The 24,687-nt window shown below is 45.8% G+C and carries 23 protein-coding genes and 1 pseudogene; 2 read left to right on the top strand and 22 right to left on the bottom strand.

Annotation, left to right across the window (positions count from 1 at the left end):
* Nucleotides 1-12: 12 nt before the first annotated feature.
* From cobA to hemA, 4 genes and pseudogenes are all read right to left on the bottom strand, one after another.
* On the bottom strand, nt 13-1,536 hold the full coding sequence (gene cobA, locus FYJ57_RS08035; protein ID WP_154432285.1) for a uroporphyrinogen-III C-methyltransferase: 1,524 nt from the start codon (nt 1,534-1,536) through the stop codon (nt 13-15).
* A complete protein-coding gene (hemC, locus tag FYJ57_RS08030; protein WP_235904503.1) occupies nt 1,529-2,425 on the bottom strand; it encodes a hydroxymethylbilane synthase in 897 nt (298 codons plus the stop codon). The genes cobA and hemC overlap by 8 nt, the downstream gene beginning before the upstream one ends.
* 45 nt (nt 2,426-2,470) lie before the next feature.
* Nucleotides 2,471-2,869 (bottom strand): annotated as a pseudogene (locus FYJ57_RS16255) (precorrin-2 dehydrogenase/sirohydrochlorin ferrochelatase family protein); the annotation flags it as partial.
* Nucleotides 2,859-4,088, bottom strand: coding sequence for a glutamyl-tRNA reductase (gene hemA / locus FYJ57_RS08025; protein WP_154432283.1), 1,230 nt, complete (start codon nt 4,086-4,088; stop codon nt 2,859-2,861). The gene hemA and the pseudogene FYJ57_RS16255, both read right to left, overlap by 11 nt.
* Before the next feature lie 208 nt (nt 4,089-4,296).
* On the opposite strand from hemA, the gene FYJ57_RS08020 reads away from it, so the two are divergent.
* On the top strand, nt 4,297-5,079 hold the full coding sequence (locus tag FYJ57_RS08020) for a sirohydrochlorin cobaltochelatase (protein ID WP_154432282.1): 783 nt from the start codon (nt 4,297-4,299) through the stop codon (nt 5,077-5,079).
* Between the two features lie 139 nt (nt 5,080-5,218).
* Here the strand turns inward: FYJ57_RS08020 and FYJ57_RS08015 are convergent, their stop codons facing one another.
* From FYJ57_RS08015 to FYJ57_RS07930, 18 genes are all read right to left on the bottom strand, one after another.
* Nucleotides 5,219-6,775, bottom strand: coding sequence for an ABC-F family ATP-binding cassette domain-containing protein (locus FYJ57_RS08015; RefSeq protein ID WP_022173183.1), 1,557 nt, complete (start codon nt 6,773-6,775; stop codon nt 5,219-5,221).
* A gap of 384 nt (nt 6,776-7,159) precedes the next feature.
* Entirely contained in the window at nt 7,160-7,564 is a 405-nt protein-coding gene (locus FYJ57_RS08010) for a GerW family sporulation protein (RefSeq protein WP_022173182.1), read from the bottom strand.
* A gap of 15 nt (nt 7,565-7,579) precedes the next feature.
* Complete coding sequence (locus tag FYJ57_RS08005; RefSeq protein ID WP_154432281.1) at nt 7,580-8,599, bottom strand: DUF2953 domain-containing protein; 1,020 nt, start codon at nt 8,597-8,599, stop codon at nt 7,580-7,582.
* Entirely contained in the window at nt 8,590-8,925 is a 336-nt protein-coding gene (locus FYJ57_RS08000; RefSeq protein ID WP_022173180.1) for a hypothetical protein, read from the bottom strand. The genes FYJ57_RS08005 and FYJ57_RS08000 overlap by 10 nt, the downstream gene beginning before the upstream one ends.
* 81 nt (nt 8,926-9,006) lie before the next feature.
* Nucleotides 9,007-9,459, bottom strand: coding sequence for an NUDIX hydrolase (locus tag FYJ57_RS07995; protein ID WP_022173179.1), 453 nt, complete (start codon nt 9,457-9,459; stop codon nt 9,007-9,009).
* 109 nt (nt 9,460-9,568) lie between these two features.
* Complete coding sequence (locus tag FYJ57_RS07990; protein ID WP_022173178.1) at nt 9,569-10,936, bottom strand: peptidoglycan D,D-transpeptidase FtsI family protein; 1,368 nt, start codon at nt 10,934-10,936, stop codon at nt 9,569-9,571.
* A gap of 28 nt (nt 10,937-10,964) precedes the next feature.
* Complete coding sequence (locus tag FYJ57_RS07985; protein ID WP_328597447.1) at nt 10,965-12,434, bottom strand: FtsW/RodA/SpoVE family cell cycle protein; 1,470 nt, start codon at nt 12,432-12,434, stop codon at nt 10,965-10,967.
* Nucleotides 12,435-12,455: 21 nt separating this feature from the next.
* Nucleotides 12,456-14,648 carry a U32 family peptidase gene (locus FYJ57_RS07980; RefSeq protein ID WP_154432280.1) on the bottom strand — a complete coding sequence of 731 codons (2,193 nt, stop codon included), beginning with the start codon at nt 14,646-14,648 and terminating at the stop codon, nt 12,456-12,458.
* Between the two features lie 52 nt (nt 14,649-14,700).
* A complete protein-coding gene (locus FYJ57_RS07975) occupies nt 14,701-15,087 on the bottom strand; it encodes a cell division protein ZapA (protein ID WP_022173175.1) in 387 nt (128 codons plus the stop codon).
* A 205-nt stretch (nt 15,088-15,292) separates the two neighbouring features.
* Nucleotides 15,293-16,279: a Holliday junction branch migration DNA helicase RuvB gene (gene ruvB / locus FYJ57_RS07970; protein ID WP_022173174.1), complete on the bottom strand. Its 987-nt coding sequence runs from the start codon at nt 16,277-16,279 to the stop codon at nt 15,293-15,295.
* Nucleotides 16,280-16,600: 321 nt separating this feature from the next.
* On the bottom strand, nt 16,601-17,212 hold the full coding sequence (gene ruvA, locus FYJ57_RS07965) for a Holliday junction branch migration protein RuvA (RefSeq protein WP_022173173.1): 612 nt from the start codon (nt 17,210-17,212) through the stop codon (nt 16,601-16,603).
* Nucleotides 17,213-17,476: 264 nt separating this feature from the next.
* The gene (locus FYJ57_RS07960) at nt 17,477-18,265 is read right to left on the bottom strand and encodes an RnfABCDGE type electron transport complex subunit B (RefSeq protein ID WP_154432279.1); all 789 of its coding nucleotides are present in this window, start codon (nt 18,263-18,265) and stop codon (nt 17,477-17,479) included.
* Between the two features lie 12 nt (nt 18,266-18,277).
* A complete protein-coding gene (rsxA, locus tag FYJ57_RS07955; protein WP_022173171.1) occupies nt 18,278-18,853 on the bottom strand; it encodes an electron transport complex subunit RsxA in 576 nt (191 codons plus the stop codon).
* The gene (rsxE, locus tag FYJ57_RS07950; RefSeq protein ID WP_022173170.1) at nt 18,850-19,545 is read right to left on the bottom strand and encodes an electron transport complex subunit RsxE; all 696 of its coding nucleotides are present in this window, start codon (nt 19,543-19,545) and stop codon (nt 18,850-18,852) included. The genes rsxA and rsxE overlap by 4 nt, the downstream gene beginning before the upstream one ends.
* Nucleotides 19,545-20,162, bottom strand: a complete 618-nt coding sequence (locus tag FYJ57_RS07945; RefSeq protein ID WP_154432278.1) for an RnfABCDGE type electron transport complex subunit G — start codon at nt 20,160-20,162, stop codon at nt 19,545-19,547. The genes rsxE and FYJ57_RS07945 overlap by 1 nt, the downstream gene beginning before the upstream one ends.
* A complete protein-coding gene (locus FYJ57_RS07940) occupies nt 20,152-21,114 on the bottom strand; it encodes an RnfABCDGE type electron transport complex subunit D (protein ID WP_154432277.1) in 963 nt (320 codons plus the stop codon). The genes FYJ57_RS07945 and FYJ57_RS07940 overlap by 11 nt, the downstream gene beginning before the upstream one ends.
* Nucleotides 21,115-21,130: 16 nt before the next feature.
* A complete protein-coding gene (gene rsxC, locus FYJ57_RS07935) occupies nt 21,131-22,450 on the bottom strand; it encodes an electron transport complex subunit RsxC (protein WP_154432276.1) in 1,320 nt (439 codons plus the stop codon).
* 42 nt (nt 22,451-22,492) lie between these two features.
* Nucleotides 22,493-23,419 (bottom strand): putative ABC transporter permease, encoded by a 927-nt coding sequence (locus FYJ57_RS07930; protein WP_154432275.1) that lies wholly within the window; start codon nt 23,417-23,419, stop codon nt 22,493-22,495.
* Between the two features lie 190 nt (nt 23,420-23,609).
* Here FYJ57_RS07930 and FYJ57_RS07925 point away from each other — a divergent pair, with 190 nt between their 5' ends.
* The gene (locus FYJ57_RS07925; RefSeq protein ID WP_154432274.1) at nt 23,610-24,683 is read left to right on the top strand and encodes a ribonuclease H-like domain-containing protein; all 1,074 of its coding nucleotides are present in this window, start codon (nt 23,610-23,612) and stop codon (nt 24,681-24,683) included.
* The last annotated feature ends 4 nt before the right edge of the window (nt 24,684-24,687 follow it).

Here is a 24,687-nt window from a genome sequence, read left to right as displayed (position 1 = left end):
CTCCTCGTTATATCAGTAACTTCCGGATATCTGCCCTTTCAATTTTATTACCAGTTCCACCAGACTGTCAATAGATGCTTCTTTTGCGACTGCAGTTTTCATTCCGTATCGTAACGCTTCCTCCTGTGTCTGTTTTCCGATACAGGCTGCAAGAACTTTCGTATAATCCAGTCCCTCTGTGGCAGCTACAAAGCCTTTTACCGTTGATGCACTGGTAAATACGGCACAGTCGATCTTCCCTCTCTCAAACTGTCCTTTTTCATCGATCAGATCCTGATCTTCATAGAATGTATCATAAATTGCCACATCATCTACTATAAGGTCTTCTCTTTTTGCCAGTTCTTCGATCACTTCTTTATTGCCGATTGCCGCTCTTGCCAGTAATATCTTCGCTCCCGGCTCACATTCTTTTGCCATTTTTTCTCCCAGAGATGCCCCGTCGAAGACTTCCGGCATCAGATCAGGATACAGATTATGTTTCTTTAATGCTTTTTCTGTTCCTCTTCCGATGGCGGCAATTTTTATCTGTCCCAGTGCGCGGATATCTTTTCCGGCTTCCATCAGCAGTTCAAAGAAGATTCTTACACCGCTCGGGCTGGTAAATGCAATCCACTGATAAGTGTCAAGTTTTTCAAATACCCGGGAAAGATTTGTTCTGTCTTCCACCGGTTTCACACCGATCGCCGGAAGTTCCAGCACCTCGGCTCCCTGTTCCCGCAGTTTCTTTGCCATGCCGGAAACCAGTTCTTTCGGACGGGTTACCAGAACTTTATAACCGGCAAGCGGCAGTTTTTCATACCAGCCAAAAGTATCTGCCACCTGACAGACCTGTCCGACCACAATAATTGCCGGTGTCTGGATCTTCGCCGCATTGGAGGCCTGTTTTAATGTATTCACCGTAGCCACTACTCTTTTCTGCCCCGCGATAGTTCCCTGTTGTAAAACAGCCGCAGGTGTCTCCGGATCCATACCGGCTTCAAGAAGCCCTTTACAGATATCTTCCATCGCCGTGATTCCCATCAGGAATACCAGCGTTCCTTTTGTCCTGACCAGGGCTTCAAAATCAATGTTATATCTTTCTCCTGCCCGTTTGTGACCGGTGATCACATGAACAGAGGAACTGAAATCCCTGTGTGTGACCGGAATTCCGTTATAGGCCGGAACCGCGATACAGGAAGTTACACCAGGTACAACCTCATATGGAATTTTATGTTCGCACAGAAGTTCCAGTTCTTCTCCACCACGTCCGAAGAGAAACGGATCGCCACCCTTCAGCCGTACCACCCTTTTTCCTTCCTGTGCTTTTTCCAGAAGAACTTTATTAATATTTTCCTGCTTCATCGTATGATGCCCGGCACGTTTGCCCACGTTGATCTTCTCCGCATTCTCCGGTACCATTGTCAGCACACCGTCACCTACCAGACTGTCATATACCACAACTTCCGCTTTTGCAAGGATGTCTTTTCCTTTGATGGTAAAAAGTCCCACATCACCCGGACCTGCACCTACCAGCCAGACTTTTCCCTGTTTACTCATTCTTTCCAACCTCCCAGATCAGTTTTTTTGCCAGATTCACACCCAGGGTCTCCGGATCTTCCAAAGAGCCTCGCATCGTTCCTATCTTATGCTTTCCGGTACTTTCCTGATAATACAGCCCTCGCAGGAAAATCTCATCACCTTCGATTACCGCATGGGCCGCTACCGGAGAGGAACATCCGCCATCCAGATATCGGACAAAGGCACGCTCACAAAGTGCTGCAATCGTTCCCTCTCTGTCTGCAAAACGCTCCATATACGAATAATCTTCTCCCTGTCGTCCCTGAACTGCAAGAATCCCCTGTCCTGCTGCCGGAATCACTTCATCCGGCTCATAATATCTGGAAATCCGTTCTTCCAGTCCCAGTCGTTTTAATCCTGCTGCTGCCAGGATCAGCCCGCTGTACTCTCCTCCATCCAGTTTGTTCAATCTGGTCAGCACATTTCCGCGGATACTTTTAAAGGTCGCTTCCGGGTACATCTGCTGCAGCTGCAGGATTCGCCTCTGACTGGAACATCCGATAGGTTTCGACAGATCCAGGTTGTCTGCACCTTCCGGAAGCACCAGCACATCTCTGGGATCTTCCCTTTTTGAAAATGCCACGATCGGCAGTTCTTCCGGAACTTCCATAGGCATATCTTTCAGACTGTGTACGGACAAATCACTTCTTCTCTCCAGCAGTGCTTTATCCAGTTCTTTTACAAACAGTCCTTTTCCGCCCACTTTATCCAGCGTCCGGTCCAGAATCTTATCGCCGGTTGTTTTCATCGTAAGCAGACGGATCTCTTTTTGCGGACATTCTTTTTTCAGATATTCCATCACCATCTCACTCTGGATCACCGCCAGACGGCTCTCCCGGCTTCCGATGCAGATGGCATTGTTTACCATAGCCTCGATCTGTTTTCGAAGTTCGGCAGTTCCTTTATGGTCTTTACCCGATCCATTGATGCCGATCACATAGGGATCTTTCCGGATCACTCCCGGAAAATGAAAATCACATTTTCCCTGATTGCTTGCCACATTCACAAGAGCACCCAGACACTTTGCCACACTGTAGATTCCATTATTTAATTCGGGATCATTGGTGGCAGCCAGCACCATCCAGGCATCATAAATATCTTCTCTCTGATATTTTCTGTGGAAAATCGTAATTTTTTCTTCTTTTTTCAACTCTTCCAGCTCTCCGGTCACTTCCGGTGCCACCACGACAATCTGTGGTTCAAACGGAAGTAAGGTCTTTACCCGTCTTGTGGCGATAGCTCCTCCGCCGATCACCACGATCTTTTTTTCACTGATATCCACAAATAAAGGAAAAAAAGCGCTATTCTTCATATACTTTTTCCAGTCCTTCCACACAATCTATAAACGCATCCGTCTCCAGGGTATCCCTCAGCCCGAAGATCATCTTCGTCACTACTTTTCCCGCTGCCGTATCGATAGATGCTTCCAGGTCTTTCCGCTCCTGTTCGCTCAGCGGAAGTTTGCCAAGAATCTTATGTAACCGGAGATTCAGATCCGTCACCGCGTCCTCTTTGATCTCCTGAATCCGCGGAATCAGTGCCCGTCCCTGATACCAGACATAAAAATCATCAATTTCTTCCTGAATGATGGCTTCTGCCTGTTCCATCGACTGTATCGTTGCCGCACTCGGTCCGCTCAGTTTGAAATCATCGATGGTATACAGTTCCACGCCTTCGATCTCACTGAGTCCCGGCTCCATGTCCCGTGGAACGGCAAGATCAATAAAAACAATCTGTTTTTTCAGTGACAGCTTTTCTACCTGTTCTTTTGTCAATGTATAATTCGGGCTTGCTGTGGCACTGACCACCAGATCACAGCCCGGAAGAAAATTGAGACGTTCTCCATAATTGATTCTGGAACATCCCATTGGGATTGTCACCACACCGCTTCGGTACTGCCGGACGGTAACCGTCACATCCGCACCAGTTCGTTTCAGAGACTGCGCCGCCAGTTTTCCCATCTCTCCGTTTCCGATAACCATACATCTGGCATCCGGAAGCGGGAATTTCCGTTCTTTTAGCATCTCAATCGCCTGATCCATCGCGGTCTGATTTGCTCTGGAGAAAATAACATTCGTCTTTACTTTCTTTCCGGCCGTCACCGCTTTTCGAAACAGCACTTCCAGTACATTATCCGTCACAAAGGCCTCTCTCGCCAGCGTCAGCGCATCCTTGACCTGTGTGATGATCTGATCTTCCGCCAGGATCATGGATTTTAACCCGCTGGTCAGATGAAACAGATGGTCCACGGCTTCTTCCTCGTTTCGCTCCACAAAATATTCCCCGTACTGGGTTGGATCCACTTCTTTAATCTTACATAGTTCTTCTAACAGTGTTCCGCCCCAGTCTGCTTTCGTGCTTGCCCAAAGCTCCATCCGGTTACAGGTGGACAGAATCACGCATCCCTGGATTCCCGGGATTTTGTTCAGCCGTTCCATCGCCGCTGTTGCATTTTTCTTTGTAAAGGAAAACATGGCACGGATATCTACATTTGCTTTATTATAATCGATTCCGATCATCGATATACTCATTTTTTGTTCCTCCCTGGCAGCATTTTATCGCAACTGTTCAGTTTTCTTACAGTTACAGGGCAAAATGCATTACGAGTTATCATACCACATCTTTCGCTTTTAGAAAATAGTTACACGGTTTTTTCTACAGACAATTGACAAAAAGTGATTAATAAAGGTACACTACATAGAGAGGAATTATCACTATTGATGAAAGGAACAAAACCTTATGTCTAAAACAAGAAAAGCGATTCTGGTGGTCAGTTTCGGTACCAGTTTTCCGGATACCTGCAAAAAGACCATCGATGTGATTGAACAGCGCATCGGAGAACATTTCTCTGATTATAAGATTTACCGTGCCTGGACCAGTAAAATGATCATGGCAAAACTTCTGGAACGGGACAATATCCGGATCAACAACGTAACCGAAGCCATGGAACAGATGATCACAGACGGCATCACAGAAGTGATCGTACAGCCTACCCATGTGATCAATGGTATTGAAAATGATCTGATGAAAGAAGATGCTCTTGCGTTTAAAAATCATTTTGAACGCATCACTTTTGGTGATCCGCTTCTTACCACGCAGCAGGATCATGTGGAGATCGTCAATGCCATCTGCCAGGAGTTCTCCAATCTCCCGGCAGACTGTGCACTGATCCTTATGGGACATGGAACCAGCCACTATGCCAATGATGTCTACGCAGCACTTGATTATCGTTTTAAAGATCTTGGATTTTCCAATATTCATCTGGCTACCGTAGAAGGCTATCCGACACTGGAAAATGTAACCCGTATGGTAAAAGAACAGGAAGCAAAAAAAGTGATCCTCGCACCTTTCATGATCGTAGCGGGCGATCATGCACGAAACGATATGTCCGGCGATGACGAGGATTCCTGGAAAAATCAGTTCCGGGCAGCAGGATACGATGTGGAATGTCGTATGAAAGGACTCGGTGAATACCCTGCAATACAGGATATGCTGATCCGTCACGTCACCGAAGTCTGCTAGAGTGTGGCTGAAAAGAAGCGATATGCAAACTCCTACCATTGCATACCGCTTCTTTTTTACTGTATTCCCTGTTGTCTCTTGATCCTGTCGACCAATTTTTCAGAGAGATTTTTATTATGTATTCAGTTTGTATAATGTCTTATCCCCGTTTTGTGGACCATGCAGAACAGTCCCATACACCGGTAGCCAGTCCTTCATAGAATTCCGGTTCGTGGCAGACCATCAGGATACTTCCTTTGTAGTCTTTCAGCGCACGTTTTAATTCTGCCTTTGCGTCCGCATCCAGATGATTGGTCGGCTCATCAAGAACCAACAGGTTCGTCTCCCGGTTAATAAGTTTACACAACCGCACTTTCGCCTGTTCTCCTCCACTTAAGACACGTACCTGGCTCTCGATATGTTTGGTGGTCAGGCCACATTTTGCCAGGGCTGAACGAACTTCGTACTGGGTGTAAGAAGGGAATTCTTCCCAGATCTCTTCGATACAGGTTTTCGTGTTGTCCTGGGAAGATTCCTGCTCAAAATAGCCAATATACAGGTAATCTCCCAGCTGGGCAAACCCATCCAACGGTTTGATCATTCCCAGAATGCTTTTTAACAGGGTCGTCTTACCGATACCGTTGGCTCCGGTCAGTACCACCTTTTCTCCCCGCTCCATCTCCAGATTCAGTGGAGAAGATAACGGTTCGTCGTATCCGATCACCAGGTCTTTCGTACAAAACAGCTGTTTTCCGGCAGTTCTTGCTTCTTTAAACAGAAACTGTGGTTTCGGACGTTCCTGCATCAGTTCGATCTTTTCCATCTTATCCAGCTTTTTCTGACGGGACATCGCCATGTTTCGTGTGGAAACTCTGGCTTTATTTCTTGCCACAAAGTCTTTCAGTTCACTGATTTCCTGCTGCTGTCTCTTATAAGCTGCCTCCAGCTGAGCCTTTTTCACAGCATATACTTCTTCAAAGTGATGATAATCTCCCACATAACGATCCAGCTTCTGGCTTTCCATATGATATATGATATTAACCACACTGTTTAAAAATGGAATATCATGGGAAATCAGGATAAATGCATTCTCATACTCATTCAGATACCGCTTCAGCCATTCGATATGCTGCACATCCAGATAGTTGGTCGGCTCATCCAAAAGCAGGATATCCGGTTTTTCCAGCAGTAATTTTCCGAGAAGGATCTTGGTACGCTGTCCGCCGGACAGTTCCGTCACATCACTTTCCAACCCCAGCTCCAGAAGTCCCAGCGCCCGGGCCACTTCTTCTACTTTCGCATCAATAATATAAAAATCATGCATTGTCAGAAGATCCTGGATCGTTCCCAGTTCTTCCATCATTTGTTCCATCTCTTCCGGGGAAGCCTCTCCCATCTGATCACAGATGGTATTCATCTTTTCTTCCATTTCATACAGCCAGGAAAATGCAGAAGACAGCACCTCCCGGATGGTCATTCCCTTTTTCAGTTCCGCGTGCTGATCCAGATAACCCACACGCACATTTTTCGCCCACTCGATCTTCCCTTCGTCCGGCATCATCCGGTCAGTGACGATCTTAAAAAATGTGGATTTTCCTTCTCCATTGGCCCCTACCAGTCCGATGTGTTCCCCCTTTAATAACCGAAAGGATACATCCTGAAAAATGGCTCTGTCACCGAATCCGTGGGACAGGTGTTCTACGTTTAATATACTCATAAATGTTATTCTCCTGTTCTTTGTTATGATACCAGAGTCAAAAGGTCGGAATTCTTACGCAATCTTGCTTGCAGGAAGATTTCTGAACTTGGGACCCGCCAAAAACATGAGTAAGTAGCTATTTTTCGAAGAAAAATGAACGGATTACTCATGTTTTTGAGGATTGTGGAAGTACGAAGTACGGAACAATCCGGTATTAAAGATATAAAAAGTGTCCCGCCATCTTGCGCAGCGGGACACCCTCTTAACAACTGCAAAATAAATTATATCCGATGATCATCAGGGCTGCTGCAATCAATACCGTCCACACACAGGTGGGAATCAGCAGCTGGATCAGCATACCCACACCGATCCAAAAAAGTACAAACCCCAGGACTCTCGTGATTACTCACCCTGCTTTTTCTCCTCTTGATTCAGTATATGCTCGATATCGTCGGCGGTATTCGCATCGTCCTTGTCTTTTCCTGTAAATTTATCTGCCAGATCCGGAACCATGTCGAGGATCTTGGTGATTGCATCCTGATTCTTTACATTTACCAACTTCGTTCCGTTTTTATTGATCACCAGAACAGCTGACGGGGAAATTTTTCCACCCATACCGCCTGCTCCGTTGTTTTTATTGCCTTCTGCAAATGCTCCGGCTCCCACGCCGAAAGATACATCTACCAGAGGTAAGATAATAGTATCTCCTACGGTAATCGCATCACCGACAACGGTTTTAGTGGTGATAAAGCTGTCCATTCCTTTAAAAAGTGCTTCTACTGTATTCTGAAAACTGTTTTCTGCCATAGCAAAAACCTCCTTTTATCTGATCTTTTTCAAAGTCTTTCGTACATCCGGGTTGCGATAGATCTTCCATGCCTGCCACAGCAGACAGGCTACCACGATCCGTCCTTTCATCTGAAGCTGTCCCTCCAGAATCTTTTCCTCAAATCTTGGATACACTGCCACGCCTTTTCCGTACAGCGGATAGGCGATCGCCACTGCACCGAGTATCTGTCCGGTCAGTGCCGGATCTTCGCATCCGAAGGTGATGGATCCTCTGATTTTTCGTGGCAGAACATGGCGGATCAGTTTTCTTCCCTTTTCTGTCAGAAAATGAAGTGCAGCCAGCGTACTCTCTTCGTTCCACAGCGTCCGCCATCGCTTTATTTTATCATAGAATCCCCGGAATGTTAACCTGATATTTGTAAGCTTTTTCTTTAGTTTTCCCGGAAATTCCAAAATCGAACCGACGATTTTTTTACATCTGTTCCAGAATCGTGACAGTTTGTCGGAGACTTTTTCCTTTTCCTGCTGTTTTCGTTCTGTTGTCTCTATTTCTGTCTTTTTCGCCTCCGGCGCAGCCGTCTTCGATTTCTCTGGGTTCGTCTGTTTTTCTGTCGATTTTTGCTCTTTCGCAGCCGTTCGTGTCTTTTCTTCTATCTGTAACGGTTTTTCCTGCCCTTTTTTCTTCGCAGCTGTTCTTTTTTCCGGTTCATTCTTCTGCTGTACTGCTTTTTTTCTCCGTTCTTTCTGCTCCTGTACCTTTTTCTTTCTTCTCTTCTTTTTCCACTCTCTGACAGCCGCTCCGGCTTTTTTCAGTGGTACCCCAAAAAGATAGCACTCCCAGTCCAGTTCTTTCTCCTGGTACTGTATTCGCAGATGAATCAGATGCAGTAACCATGAAACCTTCACTTTTCCATTTGCTTCGCTCCATCCCGGAGATGATTTTTCTCCCTCCAGACGGTATCTTACCGGAACAAACAGCACCGAAAACACAATAACCAGTAACACCAGCAGGATGATTCCCAGAATTTTTAAAATTGTCAGTATTACATACATGATTCATCCTCCTGTTGTCTGCCGAGATAACGGCGGATGTCTCCGTTTTTCTGCATTTTATATGTAGCCTCGGCAAGCTGCCGGACCAGTTCCAGTGCTTCTCCATAGCCGCATGCAATTCCGATAATCTCCGGACATCTTCGATACACGGTTTTCTGCAACATTTGGTTGGCTCCTATAATTTCCAGCTGATTCTCCGGATTCTGTGCCAGAGTGATCAGGTACACCTCATACTGGGGTCTTCGATGTTCCACACGCCAGCGGATCCTGGTTGCTTTTTTCTTTGCCTGCTCTCCATAGTATAAGTTCTTCGACCAGTTCAGCATCCTGTTTTCAAAAACACCCCTTTCTTATGCGGAAAAGGGAGAGATCTTTTATCCCTCCCCATTTTTCAACATGTATTTATTTTAAAAATACTTGCGGTTTCCCCAGAGATTAGATTTTCGCAAATCCAAATACTCGTTGTACGCCATCTCCAGAATCTGACGTTCATTGGAAAATTTCAGCAGATGGTAAGCCTCGTGAAATTTGTAATATCCGGAATCCACAAAATACTCTTCCCGTTGTGGTCTGCTGTGATAGCTGTTCGCTGACATCAAAAACCAGTGTACATCTTTTTCCACCACATCATTCTGAATATTGAAGCTGTACTGACTTTTTCCCACATATTTGATAATGGAAGCCTGTACTCCTGCTTCTTCTTTTACCTCACGGAGAGCCGTCTCATGATATTCCTCTCCTTCTTCCACAGTTCCCTTTGGCAGAACCCATCCTTCATACCTGTTTTTATAGCTTTTGTATAAAGTCAGGATTTTTCCCCGATATATTACCACTCCGCCACAGCTCGTTGCCTCGACCATTTGCAAATCCTCCTGTAATGCGTTGTGTATCTTTTTGCTGCTGTTTTCCATCTTCAGCAACATTCTCACTGCCTAAAGTATACCTCTTTTCTGAAAACTCTGCAACCTTTTAGTTATTGTAATACGCATCAAAGATTTTCTGTGCGATCGGCACTGCCACTTCGCTTCCGGAACCGGATTCCTCAGCGATAACACTGACTACAATATCCGGGTCTTCCACATTGGAAAATCCAACAAACCATGCGTGCGGTGTGGTGCTGCTGGCATCTCCGTGTTCTGCTGTTCCTGTCTTTCCTGCAGCCGTATAACCTCTTCCAGAAAGTGCCGATCCGGTTCCGCTCTCCACAACACCAGTCATCAGTTCTGTCAGTTTTGAAGCTTCCTGTGTGGTCATCAGTTTTTTATAAATCTTTGGTGTATAGGATTTTACTGTTGTTCCTGTATAGCTTTCAATCTTTTCTACCAGATATGGTGTCATCAGATTGCCGCCATTTGCCACCGCGCTTGTCAGCATCGCCATATACATCGGAGATACCAGGGTATCCCCCTGTCCGATCGCAGTCTGCATCGTCAGCGCATCTGCACTGTTTGCCTCCAGATCAAAGTTACACTTGCGATATGGAAGATCGATCGGAAGCTGTGTATTAAATAACAGTCCTTTTACTGTCTCTACATACTCACTCCGATTCAGATCCACGCCAATCTGTGCAAATGCCGAGTTACAGGAATGTGCAAACGCACTTGCAAAATCTTCATGCCCATGTACGCTGTTATGATAGCAGTGGATCGTATACCCACCATTCTCCACTTCACCGACACAGTCAAAGGAAAAATTATCAAACGTATTGTTCTGTCTCCAGTATGCCAGTGCCGTGATAATTTTAAAGGTTGACCCCGGTGGATACTGCCCCTGTGTTGCTCTGTTTACGAGAATCGAACTGTTTGCATCTGCATTGATCTGATCCCAGTCATCTGAGATCGTGTTCGGATTAAAGTCCGGTTTGCTTACCATGGCAAGAATCTTACCGGTATCCGGCTCCATTACCACAACTGCACCTTTCCGATCACCCAGCGCATCATATGCTGTCTGTTGTAATTTTGTATTCAGCGTTGTACAGACATTGTCCCCAACATTTTTCTGATTCTGAAATTCTTTCTGCACCTGTTCTGCTACATTGGCATGAGAGGTCAGTAACTGGGAGTTCATCACCTGTTCCAGACCACTGGTACCTTTATCCGAGTATCCCACAACATGAGCAAATACATTTTCATACGGATACATCCGAAATTCATTTCCATTCGCATCTGTTTCTGTACTTGCCAGAATATCTCCATCGGAAGCCAGAATCTTTCCTTTTGTTACCCGCTCCTGGTACGTTCCCTGCCGTTTGCTGTTATATGGGCTGTTCGCATATTCATCTCTCAGTTCCACGTTAAAATAAACCAGATAGCCGATCAGCGCTAGAAAAATCCCCACAAAGCAATAGGCAATGATCGTATATTCCTTACCAGTTGAGGCTTTTTTCTGTTTGTTCCTGGATTTTTTCTTCGAGGGTTTTCTCTCGATATCCAGTTCCTCCTGATAGTCCGTTTCCTCCAGGCGGGTTCTGTTTTGGTGGTTTCTTTGATTTTTTACGTTTTTCTTTTCTCTTTCTTTCAAGTTCTTCACCTTCGTCTTCTCTGAGAATATACAGTCCCTGGATGATGGCAAACATCAGAATCGTACAGATTACCGAGCTTCCGCCATAGCTTACCAGTGGAAGGGTAATTCCTGTCATAGGAATAAATTTGCTGGTTCCGCCGACTGTCAGAAATACCTGAAATGCATACTCTGCACCCAGTCCCATCGCGATCAGCTTATAAAATGGTTTGCTCATCTGCATGGAAACATTGACAATCATCAGATAGCAGCTCATGCAGACCAGTAGCATGCAGATTGCAAAGATCGCTCCCAGTTCCTCACAAATCGCTGCAAATATAAAATCCTTGTCCACTACAGGGATGATATTCGGCATTCCTTTTCCAAGTCCCATACCGAACCATCCGCCGGCACTGATGCCGAACAGTCCCTGTGCAACCTGATATCCCCCTCCGACTTTATCATATACCGCAATGGGATCCTGCCATACGATCACACGCTGCCGTACATGATTAAACAGAAAATACGCCACAACCGCAGCCAGAGTGCCGCCGGCAAGACCTGCCAGCGCATACCGTGCTTTCTTTGTTGCCACATACAACATGACAATATATGCCACAAAGAAAACGACCGCACTTCCCAGGTCTTTTGACACAACCAGAATCAGCACGTGAGTCGCTGCTACCACAGTTGTGATCACAACCCTCTTAAAGCCGGTATCTTCTCTCAACATACCTGCCACGAAAAATACAAAGGTGATCTTTACCAGCTCCGAAAACTGGAAGGTAACACCGCCAATCTCAATGGATAGCTTGGCTCCTCCGGAGATCGCCGCCATGGCAAGCACCACCATCAAAAGAGCAAGTCCCACGATTCCATACAGCCAGGTCAGATCCTTTAAGATTTTTACCTTTCTTACGATCACCGGTACAATAAACGAAAGTACCATACCGATAACCACGATTTCAAACTGCTTGACTGCCTTACCAAAACTCAGTCTGCTTAAGATCAGAAACCCGATACTCAAAAGCATACACATATTATTGACAATCAACATATTTCCTTTTCTGTAAATCACCCGATACAGAATCTGTACCACGACAATAAACAAAAACACTGCTCCGTACATCATCAGCTTCTTCATATCGTTGTCCTGCAAAAACAACACTGTATATGCTACCAGGTTCATAAACAGCATCAGTACGATCTGTCTGCGCAGCACATTTTTCTGATCTTCAATATCCCGTTTCCGAAATACGGTAAAACAGGAAAATGTATAGATCATCATCAGAAGAATGATGAGATATTTGGATACTTCTGTGATTACATTTTCCACTGCATCTCCTCCACTTTCTGTCTATTCCACACCTCGCTGGAAATGTCCTTTGGTTGTCTCTTCTGTCTGCATCTGCCCATCCGGCTTCTGTCCTCTCAGATATACGTCCACAAATGCCCGGACAATCTTTTCTGTCTCCTGCTGTGTTTCTGTCGTAAACGAAAGACGATATGCCTTTACACCCAGTTTTTCTGCTTTTTCCTTTTCTTTCAGCAAAGAAGTTGGCAACGTATTGTAGATTGTATTATAACAGAACTCACAGCTGCATACACCGTGGAATTCTTTCTGATATCTGTCTTTCAAAACATATTGTACACAGGCATGATTACAGTGATCCATCGTTTTTTGCACACACTGCACGGAAACCATCATCGGTGTATAACCGTATACAGTCAGTTCACTGTTTTTATTGTTTCTGTGTACCAGTTCTTTTGCATTCAGTTCCAGCGGAACCGTATCTCCGAGAATTCCTTTTTTCATCCAGAACGCTTCTGCCCGGTTGTTCATTGTATAAATATTCGCATCCAGAACGATCCGGGAGGTAAGTCCCATCGCATCCAGGATTCCATAGCTTTCCATATTCCGCACCAGAAAGCCTCCAAGACCTTTCTGAACCAGTTCTTGAAAAGTCTCTTTCCTTCCATCAAGTTCCCGGTCTCGAACGATTCGCGGCAATGTAAGAAACAGTTCTTTCCCCTCTTCTTCCAATCTGTGAATCCATCTTTCCACATTCTGAACAAAACCAGACACCGGAAAGATTCCACAGTTCGCATAGATTCTCTTAACTCCATCTGTCTTTTCCACTGCTGCAAGCTGTTCTTCTGTCTCCACAGCAGCTGTGAGAAACTCCTTGGTTGTCTGTTTTTCTGTCTCCGGTATATCTTTGAGATCTCGTTCTTTTGCTTTTCGCTGTTTCCACGGACGAAGCATCTCTTCTTCCAGTGCTTCCAGCCCCTGTCGTCTCAGATGATTCAGCTGGTGCATCGGAAGAAAAATATCATCTCCCATAAAAATATCCAGTTTTTCAAATATAAAGCCGGATCCTCCGGTTTTTTCCATCTGTCTGCGGATCCTTTCTTCCCCCAGCGGACAATTCATGGCTGTCTGCACAGTTTCCCCTTCTACTGTCACTCTGCAGTCACCTGCCTGTACTTCCAGAATCGCAGGACATCCATTATACAGGCTCATGGTTCCCCGTATCAGAACCGGCGTCTTTTTGTCCATATATTCTTTCCGTATTCTGGTAAATAATTCTTCATTTCGAATGATACCGGCACTTTTTTCATTTTCAAGTGCCATCATGGACCGTCCGTTTCGCTGCTTGTAATAGCTCTGGTGAAAACCATCCCGGTTATAAATATCCCACAGCATCTGTTTGTCCTCTTTGGTGACGATCGGCCTTTTTTCCCCGGAAAGATACTTGTCCAGATATTTCCGGTAAACAGACACCACACCAGCAGTGTATTCCGGTTTTTTCATTCTCCCTTCAATTTTCAGGGAATATACGCCTGCCTCAATGATCTCCGGCAGGATATCTACCGTACACATATCTTTCGGACTCAACGCATACCCGGTCCGGTCATTATTCAGGCGTTTTCCGTCCCGATAAACCTGATAAGGCAGACGGCAGGGCTGTGCACATCTTCCCCTGTTTCCGCTTCTTCCTCCGATCATGCTGCTCATCAGACACTGACCGGAATAACAATAACAGAGGGCTCCGTGAACGAAACTCTCGATTTCCATATGCGTGGCATCGTAAATTTTTTTAATTTCTTCCAGTGACAGCTCCCTCGCAGTCACCACACGGGTTGCCCCGGCTTTCTGTAAAAGCTTTGCGCTCTCCACACCGGTGATCGTCATCTGCGTACTGGCATGAATATGCAACCCCGGAAAATATGTTTTGACAAAGTCCATCACACCCGGATCCTGTACAATAACCGCATCCAGTCCCGCCTCGTAAAGCGGAGCCAGATATTCGTACAGTTCCGTTTCCAGTTCCCGGTTTTTCAACAGTGTATTGATGGTCAGATACAACTGTTTTCCCTTCAGATGTGCCAGATCGATCGCCCGGATCAGCTGTTCCTGATCCAGATTGTCGGCATAGGCACGGGCTCCAAATTTCTGACCGCCCAGATAGACAGCATCCGCCCCGGCTTCAAATGCAGCCTCCAGAGCCTCATAAGAACCGGCGGGTGCCAGTAATTCTACCTTCATATACTCCTCCTTACAAAAAAGGCTATCGCAGATACTGCGACAGTCTTCTTTTCTATTTCAGCAGATTCTCCATATCCTGTTCCAGCTTCTTCACCTGCTGTTCCAGTTCTTCTTTTTCCTTCTTCAGATTCTCAACCTCGATCTGGGCTTCGATCAGATCGTGTTTCAGATCGTACATTTCCTTATCTTTCAGCTGGGAATCTTCTTCAAAAACTTCCGCCTGATGTTTTGCCTTGAAGTAATCATCTGCAATGTTCAGGCTGAGCAGTGTGTTTTTTGTTTCCACCGGCTGTCGGTTATATCCCGGCAGTTCGGAAAGCTGAGCAAGTTTATGATTCATATAAGAAGCCACACTCTGCAGATATTCTTCGCTCTCATATCCACTTAATGTGATGATCTTTCCTCCGATTAATACCTTAATTGTATTTTTTGCTGGCATTACGGCATTTCCTCCATTTTATGTATGCTCTGCATAAACAAACTACGTTTTTGCAGACAGTAATACCTCGTACTTTTACAGTTATTTTCTGTGATTTCTCCGAAAGTTACTGTTAGTAATTCATACCCCGCTTTACACATTATCAATATGTTCCGCCAGTATGACTCTCTTCTATTATAAACAAAATCCTCCAAAAAACAACCCCTTAGATTCCCAAATGATGATATGCCAACTCAGTTGCCACACGTCCTCTTGGTGTGCGATTTAAAAATCCGTACTGGATCAGGTACGGTTCATACACATCTTCGATGGTTCCCGCATCTTCTCCGATAGCTGCTGCCAAAGTATCCAGTCCTACCGGACCCCCGTTAAATTTGTGAATGATCATCTCCAGAATCTTCCGGTCTGTCTGATCCAGACCATACCGATCCACTTCCAAAAGTTCCAGTGCAAAATCAGCCACTTCTTTCGTGATCTTTCCATCATATTTTACCTGAGCAAAGTCTCTCACGCGCTTTAACAGACGGTTTGCCAGACGGGGAGTTCCTCTCGAACGTTTTGCCATCTCTCTGGCTCCATCCGCATCGATCTCCACTCCAAGCACTTTCGCAGAATGCTGAATAATCGTCTGCAGTTCTTCCTCCGTATAGAACTCCAGATGGTGGATCACACCAAAACGGTCTCTTAACGGCGCCGTCAGAAGTCCTGCCCTTGTGGTTGCTCCCACCAGAGTAAAATGTGGCAGATCAAGACGAATTGAACGGGCAGTGGCACCTTTCCCGATCATGATATCAATGGCATAGTCTTCCATCGCCGGATAAAGAACCTCTTCCACCTGACGATTCAGACGGTGAATCTCATCCACAAAAAGGACATCCCCCTCCTGCAAATTATTTAAGATAGCTGCCATCTCTCCCGGTTTTTCGATAGCCGGACCGGAAGTCACTTTCATGTGAACTCCCATTTCATTGGCAATAATCCCCGCCAGTGTGGTTTTTCCAAGCCCGGGTGGTCCGTAAAACAATACATGATCCAGTGCATCGTTTCGCTGTTTTGCAGCTTCTATATATATTTTCAGATTTTTCTTTGCTTTTTCCTGACCAATATAATCATCCAGACACTGGGGCCGAAGGCTTCCCTCGATACGGATGTCTTCTTCCATCATGTCGGTTGTGATAACACGTCTTTCCATACTTTATTTTTCTCCATATACATATCTCTACTCACTATAGCTTACTTGTTCTTCGCCGTTCGCCAAGAGCGAGCAAGCTCCCTCTGGCTCTCTTGCGCTCATTATATCATGATTCGCACCTGCGGTGCTTGACGCTGCTTTCGCAGCTATCATGATCGCCATTCGCCGTTCGCCAAGAGCGAGCAAGCTCCCTCTGGCTCTCTTGCGCTCATTATATCATGATTCGCACCTGCGGTGCTTGACGCTGCTTTCGCAGCTATCATGATCGCCATTCGCCGTTCGCCAAGAGTGAGCAAGCTCCCTCTGGCTCTCTTGCGCTCATTATATCATCTTCTTCAGTGCGGCTTTTAGTAGGGTTTCTACATCCATCGTCTCCGCACCTTCCACTTTCTTCACTGCGCGGAGTGCATCCGTGTTCGGGTAGCCAAGTGCTACCAGTGCCTGTACTGCTTCCTGAAGCTGGTTGTCTCCTTCCGTCTCAGGTATTCCTGCTGCTGACTGATTTGCCAGTTTCTGTTCAAAAGCATCTTCCAGATCCAGTTTATCTTTCAGTTCTAGGATCAGTTTCTGTGCAGTCTTTTTACCGATACCGGGTGCCTTGGCAATTGCCGCCGCATCATCTGCCAGAACCGCGAACCGCAGATCATCCGCCGACAGTGCTGAGAGGATCCCCAGTCCTGCCTTCGGTCCGATACCGTTGACACCTAACAGTAATTTAAACACTCTCAGATCGTCTCTTGTCGCAAAGCCGTATAACTGCATGGCATCTTCTTTTACATTCAGATATGTATATATTTTTACTTCCTGACCAATGGGAATCGCGCCAGAAAAAACGGAACCGGGTACGAAGATTCGATAGCCGATTCCGTGATTATCTACAATAATACACTGGTCGTCCGCTTCCTCCAGTATGCCTTTCACGTATCCTATCATAATAAACTCCTTTTTTCGGGAACTGCCCCAAACAACAGTTCCCTTAGTCTACGTTCTATCATACCACAAGGTGGCCGGCCTTTCAAATTATAATTTACGGATACTTACGGATTGTTCCGCAGCGTTGCTGCTCTCACAATCCCCTAACCATTCGAAATCCGCTGATTTACTTCGTAAATCGCTACTTTCTCATGTTTGGCGGGTTCCAAGGCAAAAAGCTTTCTCGTGCAAGCACGAAAAGCTTTTCACTTTGGAACCCTGGTATCAGATGATACAATGTCTCGGACAATTCTCTTTGCAAAGTCCGCAATTGGTACACTTATCGTAATCGATATGTGCCACATTATCTGTCACCGTAATAGCCTGTACCGGACAGTTCTTTTCACATTTTTTACAGCCGATACAGCCTTTGTCACAGGCATTCATAGTAGCCTTACCTTTATCCTGAGAGCTGCAGCTTACTTTTACTGTCTGCTCGTAAGGAACCAGCTCGATCAGATGATGCGGACAGACAGCCACACACTGACCGCAGGCTTTACATTTTTCTTTATCTACATGGGCGATGCCGTTGATGACACGGATCGCGTCAAAATTACACGCCTTTACACAGGTACCGTAGCCGAGACATCCATGATGACATTTTTTCTCACCGCCGCCCGGGATAAATGCCATAACCGAACAATCTTCCACACCATCATATACATAATTATTTCTGGAGCTCTCACAGTCACCCGCACATTTTACAAAGGCTGTCATGCGGCGTCCTTCTTTTATCTCTTCTCCCATGATAGCTGCAATGGTTTTTGCCACTTCGTTGCCGCCTACCGGACAGCCATTTACCGGTGCTTTTCCGGCTGCGATTGCAGCTGCCAGTCCGTCGCATCCCGGATATCCACAGCCACCGCAGTTATTGCCCGGAAGCTGTTCTCTGACGGCGATCTCTTTTTCATTAACTTCCACTGCAAACTTCTTTCCGGCTACCCCAAGGAGCAGTCCGATCACCAGTCCTGTGCCGCCTACCAAAGCCGCAGCAATAAGTATTCCTGTAATCATAAAACTCCCTCCTTAAATCATTCCGGAAAATCCGAAGAACGCAATGGACATCAAACCTGCGGTCAGAAGTACGATCGGCATTCCCCGGAAAGGTTTCGGTATATCGTTATATTCGATTTTCTCACGAAGTCCTGCCATCAGCACGATGGAGATGGTAAATCCGACTGCGGTAGCAAAACCATTGACCGTGCCTTCCAGGATTCCGTAATTATTCTGTACATTTAACAGTGCCACACCAAGTACTGCACAGTTGGTGGTGATCAGAGGAAGATACACACCCAGACTCTTGTACAGTGCTGGCATCGTCTTTTTCAGGAACATCTCAACCAACTGTACAAGAGCAGCGATCACCAGAATAAATACGATGGTCTGCATATATTCCATTCCTGTAGTCACCAGCACAAATTTATAAATCAGACTGGTACAGAATGAAGAAATCGTCAGCACGAAGATTACAGCCGCACCCATACCTGCTGCCGTATCCATTTTCTTAGATACACCGAGGAAGGGACACAGGCCAAGGAACTGGCTCAGGACTACGTTATTCACCAATGCCGAACCGACGGCAATCATTAACAATTCTCTCATGACTGGGTTCCTCCTTTCTCAGCGTTCTTCTTACTTGCACACATATGATTGGTGCAGCCCGCACAGAGGCTCTCGTCGCATGCTTTCGGAGCTGCGGCAGGATCTTTTTTCATCTTCACACGGTTCTGAAGTGCCACCAGCATCGCAAGGACAAAGAAAGCTCCCGGTGCCAGAATAAAGATGGTAGCTCCACCGTTGAAAACAGTCATACCAAAGATCTTACCGGAACCGATCAGCTCACGGACGATACCGATGCTGGTAAGTCCAACGGTAAATCCAAGTCCCATGCCGATTCCGTCAAACAGAGAACTAACTGGCCCATTCTTGGATGCATAAGCCTCTGCACGTCCCAGGATGATACAGTTAACTACGATCAGCGGAATATAGATTCCCAGAGAATCGTAAAGGCTCGGAATAAATCCCTGTAATAAGAACTGTACGATGGTTACAAAGGATGCAACGACTACGATATAAGCCGGCATACGCACACTGTCCGGAATCATTTTCCGGAGCATCGAGATCATCAGGTTGGACAGGGCAAGAATCACCATTGTCGTCATACCCATACCAAAACCATTTTTTGCAGATGTGGTAACTGCCAGTGTAGGACACATACCAAGCATCAGCACAAAGGTGGGATTCTCCTTGATGATACCATTATACAAACGTTCCAGAGGTGAATTTGCTTTCATCACTGATCTCCCCCTTCCATCACACGAAATGCACAAAGACCGGCATTGACACCGTTAGTCATGGCATTGGTCGTAACTGTGGCACCACTGATGGCATTGATCTCGTCATCCTGTGTTGCCCCGTTTTTTGTATACTGTAGTTTTTCTACCTGTTTTCCGACGAACTGATCTTTGAAAGCAGGAGTATCTGCATTCATACCAAGCCCTGCAGTCTCACCGATGGACAGGATCGATATTCCGTTCAGGGTACCGTCATTTTGTACCCCCATGGAAAACCGGATATCTCCACCATATCCTTCCGAAGTTACAACGGCAAAGGCATAGCCAAGTGTTTCTCCGCTCTGGTCTTCCGCACGCATAACTTCTTCTATGGACTGTGCCTTATAACCTTCCTGATCCAGCTGATCGCGGATCGTCTTTGTCAATGTATCGTCCATCTCTACTGCCTCAAAAGCTGCTGCATCCGTAAATACCTGTTCATAAGCCTCTGCTTTTGCCTGCGCTTCCTGTTTTGCAATCGGATCTTTTGTGATCTCATATACACCGCCAAGGGCCACACCTGCCACCAGAGTGATCAGTGTAAGGGCAAGGGCATCTTTGATAATCTTATTTTTCATGCTTCACCCCTCCTTTTCCAAATGCCGTCGGTACGGTCAGACGTTCGATAACCGGAATCAGCAGGTTGCCAAAGATGATCGCATAGGACACGCCCTCTGCGGAGGCTCCAAAGATACGGAACAGTCCGGTCAGACATCCCAGGATCACGCCGTATACCAGCTGTCCCCGTTTGGTAATCGGCGTCGTCACATAATCAGTAGCCATGAACCATGCTCCAAGCATCAGTCCACCGCCCAGAAGCTGTACTAACAGATAATAGCCGTCTGCTCCATGTCCACCGAACAAAATTACGAAAATAGCAAAACTTCCGATATATGTACACGGGATTCTCCAGTCAATAACTTTGAGGATCAATAAGAATGCTGCTCCGATCAGGATCGCCAGTGCAGAAGTCTCACCGATGGTTCCCTGTGTATTGCCAAGAAACAGGCTTAACAGATCTACTTTTTCTCCTGCTTTTACTGCAGCCAGCGGTGTGGCACCGGATACCGTATCTACCAGTTTTACCAGACCGCCATCTGCGCTGAAATTAGTCATCTGTCCGGTAAAGGATAACAGCAGGAAACATCTTGCCGCCAGCGCCGGGTTCATGATATTCTGTCCCAAACCACCAAACAGCTGTTTTACGATCAGAATAGCAAAAATGCCACCAATCACCGGGATCCACCAGGGAGCGGATGCCGGAAGGTTCAGACCCAGTAACAATCCTGTGATCACAGCACTTCCATCCCAGATCGTCAACGGTTTATGCATCAGCGTTTCATAGATTCCCTCTGTCGCCACACAGGTTGCCACTGACAGACAGACCAGCAGCAGTGCCTTCCATCCAAAGAAACACACACCTGCCACTGTTGCCGGCATCAGAGCCACGATTACCATTTTCATAAGATAATCTGTGGTCACTTTTGAACGGATATGCGGCGATGAGGATACATGTAATAACTCTCCCATATTTCACATCCCCCTCTTATTTTTTCTTTCTATTGGCCAGAACCATTTTTCTCATGGAACGGATCTCCTGTACCAGCGGTCGTTTTGCCGGACAGACATAGCTGCAACAGCCACATTCGCAGCACTCCATACCATTATACTTGACAAAGGCTTCTTCTTTTCTGTGTTCCGCAAAGGTTGCAAGCTTCGTCGGAAGCAGATGCTCCGGACATTCACTGACACACCTTCCACAGTTGATGCAGGCGGTAGCCCGGGAACGGCTGACCTCATCTTTTGTCAGTACCAAAAGCGCGGATGTAGTTTTGGTTACCGGTACATGATAATCAAACATGGCAAATCCCATCATCGGACCACCGGAGATTACTTTCTCCACTGTGCCCTTCAGACCACCTGCCGCATCCAGAAGTTCCTGAAAATCCATACCCACCGGTGCCCGGAAGTTAGATGGTATATTCACACCGTCTCCGGTGACTGTTACGATCCGCTGCATCAGTGGCTTTCCTTCTGCCACTGCCTCATAGATCGACACCACGGTATCCACATTATCCACGATACATCCGGCATCTGCCGGAAGCATGGAAGAATTGATTGTCTCTCCGGTCACTGCATAGATCAGCATACGCTCTGCACCCTGTGGATATTTTGTCTTTAATGGCTGTACTTCGATATTTGCTTCGCCTTCTACCAGCTCCTGCAGTTTTGCAATGCCCTCCGGTTTGTTGTCCTCAATACAGATATATCCTTTTGCACCATCAAAAAGCTGCAGTATCACTTTCAGTCCGCCAACCAGTTTTTCCGGCTGTTCCAGCATGATCCGGTAGTCGGAAGTCAGATATGGCTCACATTCTGCACCATTGACTAGAATGTATTTGATCTTTTCCGGTTCTTTCGGTGAAAGCTTTACATGTGTAGGGAATCCTGCACCACCCATACCTACGATACCCGCTTTCTGAATCTTCCCACAGATCTCGTCTTTGGATAATTGTGTGATATCTTTTGTTTCTTCAAACGCTACTGATTCGTACACTTCATCGTTTTCCACTATAATCGCATCACAGTAGCCTCCGGTTGCTGTCAAACGTTTTTCAATTCCCTTTACCACGCCGGATACCGATGCATAAACCGGAGCGGATACAAAGCCCCCTGCCTCTGCGATCATCTGTCCCACCAGAACCCGATCACCTTTTTTTACAATCGGTTTTGCAGGTGCCCCGATATGTTGAGATACAAGATAGGCCAGTTCTTTTCCCGGACGGATATCCTGGATCGCCCGGTCTCTTGACAGCTCTTTCCCGTCATACGGGTGGATACCTCCTCTAAATGTTCCAGACCCCATACACTAGTCCTCCCTTTTCATTCTTGCGCATTTTGTCAGCTTTTACGCACTCTTCTTGTTCTGTTTACGGTTCTTTTTCAGAGTCAGTCTCCGACGACGTTCAAAACTGCTGACCATATTCGGATACGCCCGGAGATGTCTCCTGGAGATATGACGGATACTCTTTTTCACATCCCCATACTTCTGTACAAACTCTTCGTATTTGCCCAGGATATTATCTTTCGTTTCCAGAAGTCTGCTGTCGTTTGCACTGTAGCGCTCTACCGTCTCGCGGAACAGTTTCTTACGTTCTTCGACCATATCGTTCCACTTGCCAACCGGAAGTTCCATCCGGTAAACTTCTGCTTTCGCACGGGCTTCCTCTGCCACCTCATACAGTTTGGTATCCCGCAGATTCTCCTGGAATTCGTCCCAGACAACATCCAGTTTCTTCATCTTGCTTCGCAGATCGAAAGCTGCTGCTGCGGAAAATGCAAAATCCACGGTATATCCCGCCAGCCATACATAGACCAGTACGATTCCTGTTTTTCTCGGAACCATTTCCACCAGATCCCCTACAACCGGCTGAAATACATAAAACAGAATCAATGTGAAAAATCCCCATGCTACAGAACTGCCCAGACAGATTTTTCCCTGAAAGTTAAACTTTTTATCGCTGTAATCCCACCAGTTGGTGTGAAAAATAGCTTCCATCAGTACACCTGTCACATATTCCAGAATCGTAGCGACTGCCACCCCTGCAAAATAGAGTTCCAGGATGTTTCCTGCCACCGGACGTAAGATCACGTAGACGGTCACCGCCCCCACTCCATAGATTGTTACAAACGGTCCGGATACAAATCCCCTGTTTACCCATTTTTTGCTTTTGGCTGATACGTAACAGCTTTCCCAGATCCATCCCATAAAGCTGTATACAATAAACCAACTGAGAATATGATACAGATCAACTCCCAGAATCTCAAAACTCAATCCCTCTTCCTCCTTCTTTTTATTTATGATAAAATTATCATATCACTGTTACCATTATAGCTTATTATTTCCAAAAAAAATACTGTTTATTTTATTTTTTTGTATATAATATTAGATACACGGTATGTTTTAGCTATTATTTTTGGTATATTTTGACATTTTATTAACACACTCACAGAAAGGATACTATATGCTGCAAAAAGATTACCCGGTGATATTACCGGATTACATATTGACACAGGAAGAATTTTCTCCGGAAAACTGTCTGTTTTTTGATATCGAAACCACAGGATTATCTTGGAAGACCTCTCATCTTTATCTTCTTGGAGCTGTTTTTTATGAAAATGAAATCTGGATTCACAGGCAGTGGTTCTGCCAGAAACCCGGCGAAGAAAAAGAAGTGCTTCTTGCTTTTTCCGAACTTCTCTCCACCAGGAAACTGTTGTTCCACTATAACGGAACTACCTTTGATGTCCCTTACCTGATGCACAAATACACCTTTTATCAGCTGCCTGCCCCCTGGGAGGGAACCCGGCAGCTGGATCTGTATCAACTGTTTTCCCCCTTAAAAAAGATCCTGCATCTGGAGCATATGCGTCAGAAAGATCTGGAATATGCAACCGGACTTTTCCGGGAAGACCTGTACAGTGGTGGGGAACTTATTGAAGTATATAAAAAATATCTGTTGAGTGGTGATGGGCACCTGCTTGAAATACTTTGTCTGCATAACAAAGAAGATGTGGAAGGGATGCTGAAACTTCTGCCGCTCTTTTCGATCCGTACTTTATGGACAGGAAATTGTCAGGAATTTATCACATGCACTCATACAGCGGAAGGAACTTTGCTCCTTTCTGTGCAGCCTGAACATCCATTTCCTGTCAGCTTTGAAAAGAAACTACCCCACGTTGTGCTTCGCATAACTCCCCAAAAGCTTCTCTTAGAGATCCGCCCGGAGACAGGATGTAAAAAATTCTTCTATCCCAATTATAAAGAATACTATTATCTTCCAATGGAAGACGAGGCGATTCATAAGAGTGTGGGGGCTTATGTTGACAAAGATCACCGCGAGAAAGCAACGCCGGACAACTGCTGTAAAAAAGTAAACGGTTGCTTTTATCCCCAGTACGAAGAACTTTTCACTCCGGCTTTCCGGGATGAGCGCAAGGAAAAAAGCAGCTGGTTTCTTTTGCCGGAAGATTTTGATAAAGATCAGGAGCAGCTCCTAAAATACTTAAACCATCTGCTTTCTCATGTGCTACAATAAATAT

It is taken from the genome of Oliverpabstia intestinalis, from assembly GCF_009696065.1.
GTDB classification, from domain to species: domain Bacteria; phylum Bacillota; class Clostridia; order Lachnospirales; family Lachnospiraceae; genus Oliverpabstia; species Oliverpabstia intestinalis.
Note: the sequence above shows the minus strand (reverse complement) of the source record. Positions and strands in the feature narration are given on the sequence as shown.

What these genes read in the sequence shown, in the direction of transcription:
- ruvB (WP_022173174.1), bottom strand. Translation starts at nt 16,279, where the DNA reads ATGGAAAGACGTGTTATCACAACCGACATGATGGAAGAAGACATCCGT.
- FYJ57_RS08010 (WP_022173182.1), bottom strand. Translation starts at nt 7,564, where the DNA reads ATGGCAGAAAACAGTTTTCAGAATACAGTAGAAGCACTTTTTAAAGGA.
- rsxC (WP_154432276.1), bottom strand. Translation starts at nt 22,450, where the DNA reads ATGGGGTCTGGAACATTTAGAGGAGGTATCCACCCGTATGACGGGAAA.
- FYJ57_RS07995 (WP_022173179.1), bottom strand. Translation starts at nt 9,459, where the DNA reads ATGGTCGAGGCAACGAGCTGTGGCGGAGTGGTAATATATCGGGGAAAA.
- FYJ57_RS08000 (WP_022173180.1), bottom strand. Translation starts at nt 8,925, where the DNA reads ATGCTGAACTGGTCGAAGAACTTATACTATGGAGAGCAGGCAAAGAAA.
- hemA (WP_154432283.1), bottom strand. Translation starts at nt 4,088, where the DNA reads ATGAGTATATCGATGATCGGAATCGATTATAATAAAGCAAATGTAGAT.
- FYJ57_RS07940 (WP_154432277.1), bottom strand. Translation starts at nt 21,114, where the DNA reads ATGGGAGAGTTATTACATGTATCCTCATCGCCGCATATCCGTTCAAAA.
- FYJ57_RS08005 (WP_154432281.1), bottom strand. Translation starts at nt 8,599, where the DNA reads ATGTATGTAATACTGACAATTTTAAAAATTCTGGGAATCATCCTGCTG.
- ruvA (WP_022173173.1), bottom strand. Translation starts at nt 17,212, where the DNA reads ATGATAGGATACGTGAAAGGCATACTGGAGGAAGCGGACGACCAGTGT.
- FYJ57_RS07945 (WP_154432278.1), bottom strand. Translation starts at nt 20,162, where the DNA reads ATGAAAAATAAGATTATCAAAGATGCCCTTGCCCTTACACTGATCACT.
- FYJ57_RS07975 (WP_022173175.1), bottom strand. Translation starts at nt 15,087, where the DNA reads ATGCCAGCAAAAAATACAATTAAGGTATTAATCGGAGGAAAGATCATC.
- FYJ57_RS07960 (WP_154432279.1), bottom strand. Translation starts at nt 18,265, where the DNA reads ATGATTACAGGAATACTTATTGCTGCGGCTTTGGTAGGCGGCACAGGA.
- hemC (WP_235904503.1), bottom strand. Translation starts at nt 2,425, where the DNA reads ATGGTAAACAATGCCATCTGCATCGGAAGCCGGGAGAGCCGTCTGGCG.
- FYJ57_RS08015 (WP_022173183.1), bottom strand. Translation starts at nt 6,775, where the DNA reads ATGAGTATATTAAACGTAGAACACCTGTCCCACGGATTCGGTGACAGA.
- cobA (WP_154432285.1), bottom strand. Translation starts at nt 1,536, where the DNA reads ATGAGTAAACAGGGAAAAGTCTGGCTGGTAGGTGCAGGTCCGGGTGAT.
- FYJ57_RS08020 (WP_154432282.1), top strand. Translation starts at nt 4,297, where the DNA reads ATGTCTAAAACAAGAAAAGCGATTCTGGTGGTCAGTTTCGGTACCAGT.
- rsxA (WP_022173171.1), bottom strand. Translation starts at nt 18,853, where the DNA reads ATGAGAGAATTGTTAATGATTGCCGTCGGTTCGGCATTGGTGAATAAC.
- rsxE (WP_022173170.1), bottom strand. Translation starts at nt 19,545, where the DNA reads ATGAAAGCAAATTCACCTCTGGAACGTTTGTATAATGGTATCATCAAG.
- FYJ57_RS07980 (WP_154432280.1), bottom strand. Translation starts at nt 14,648, where the DNA reads ATGAAGGTAGAATTACTGGCACCCGCCGGTTCTTATGAGGCTCTGGAG.
- FYJ57_RS07925 (WP_154432274.1), top strand. Translation starts at nt 23,610, where the DNA reads ATGCTGCAAAAAGATTACCCGGTGATATTACCGGATTACATATTGACA.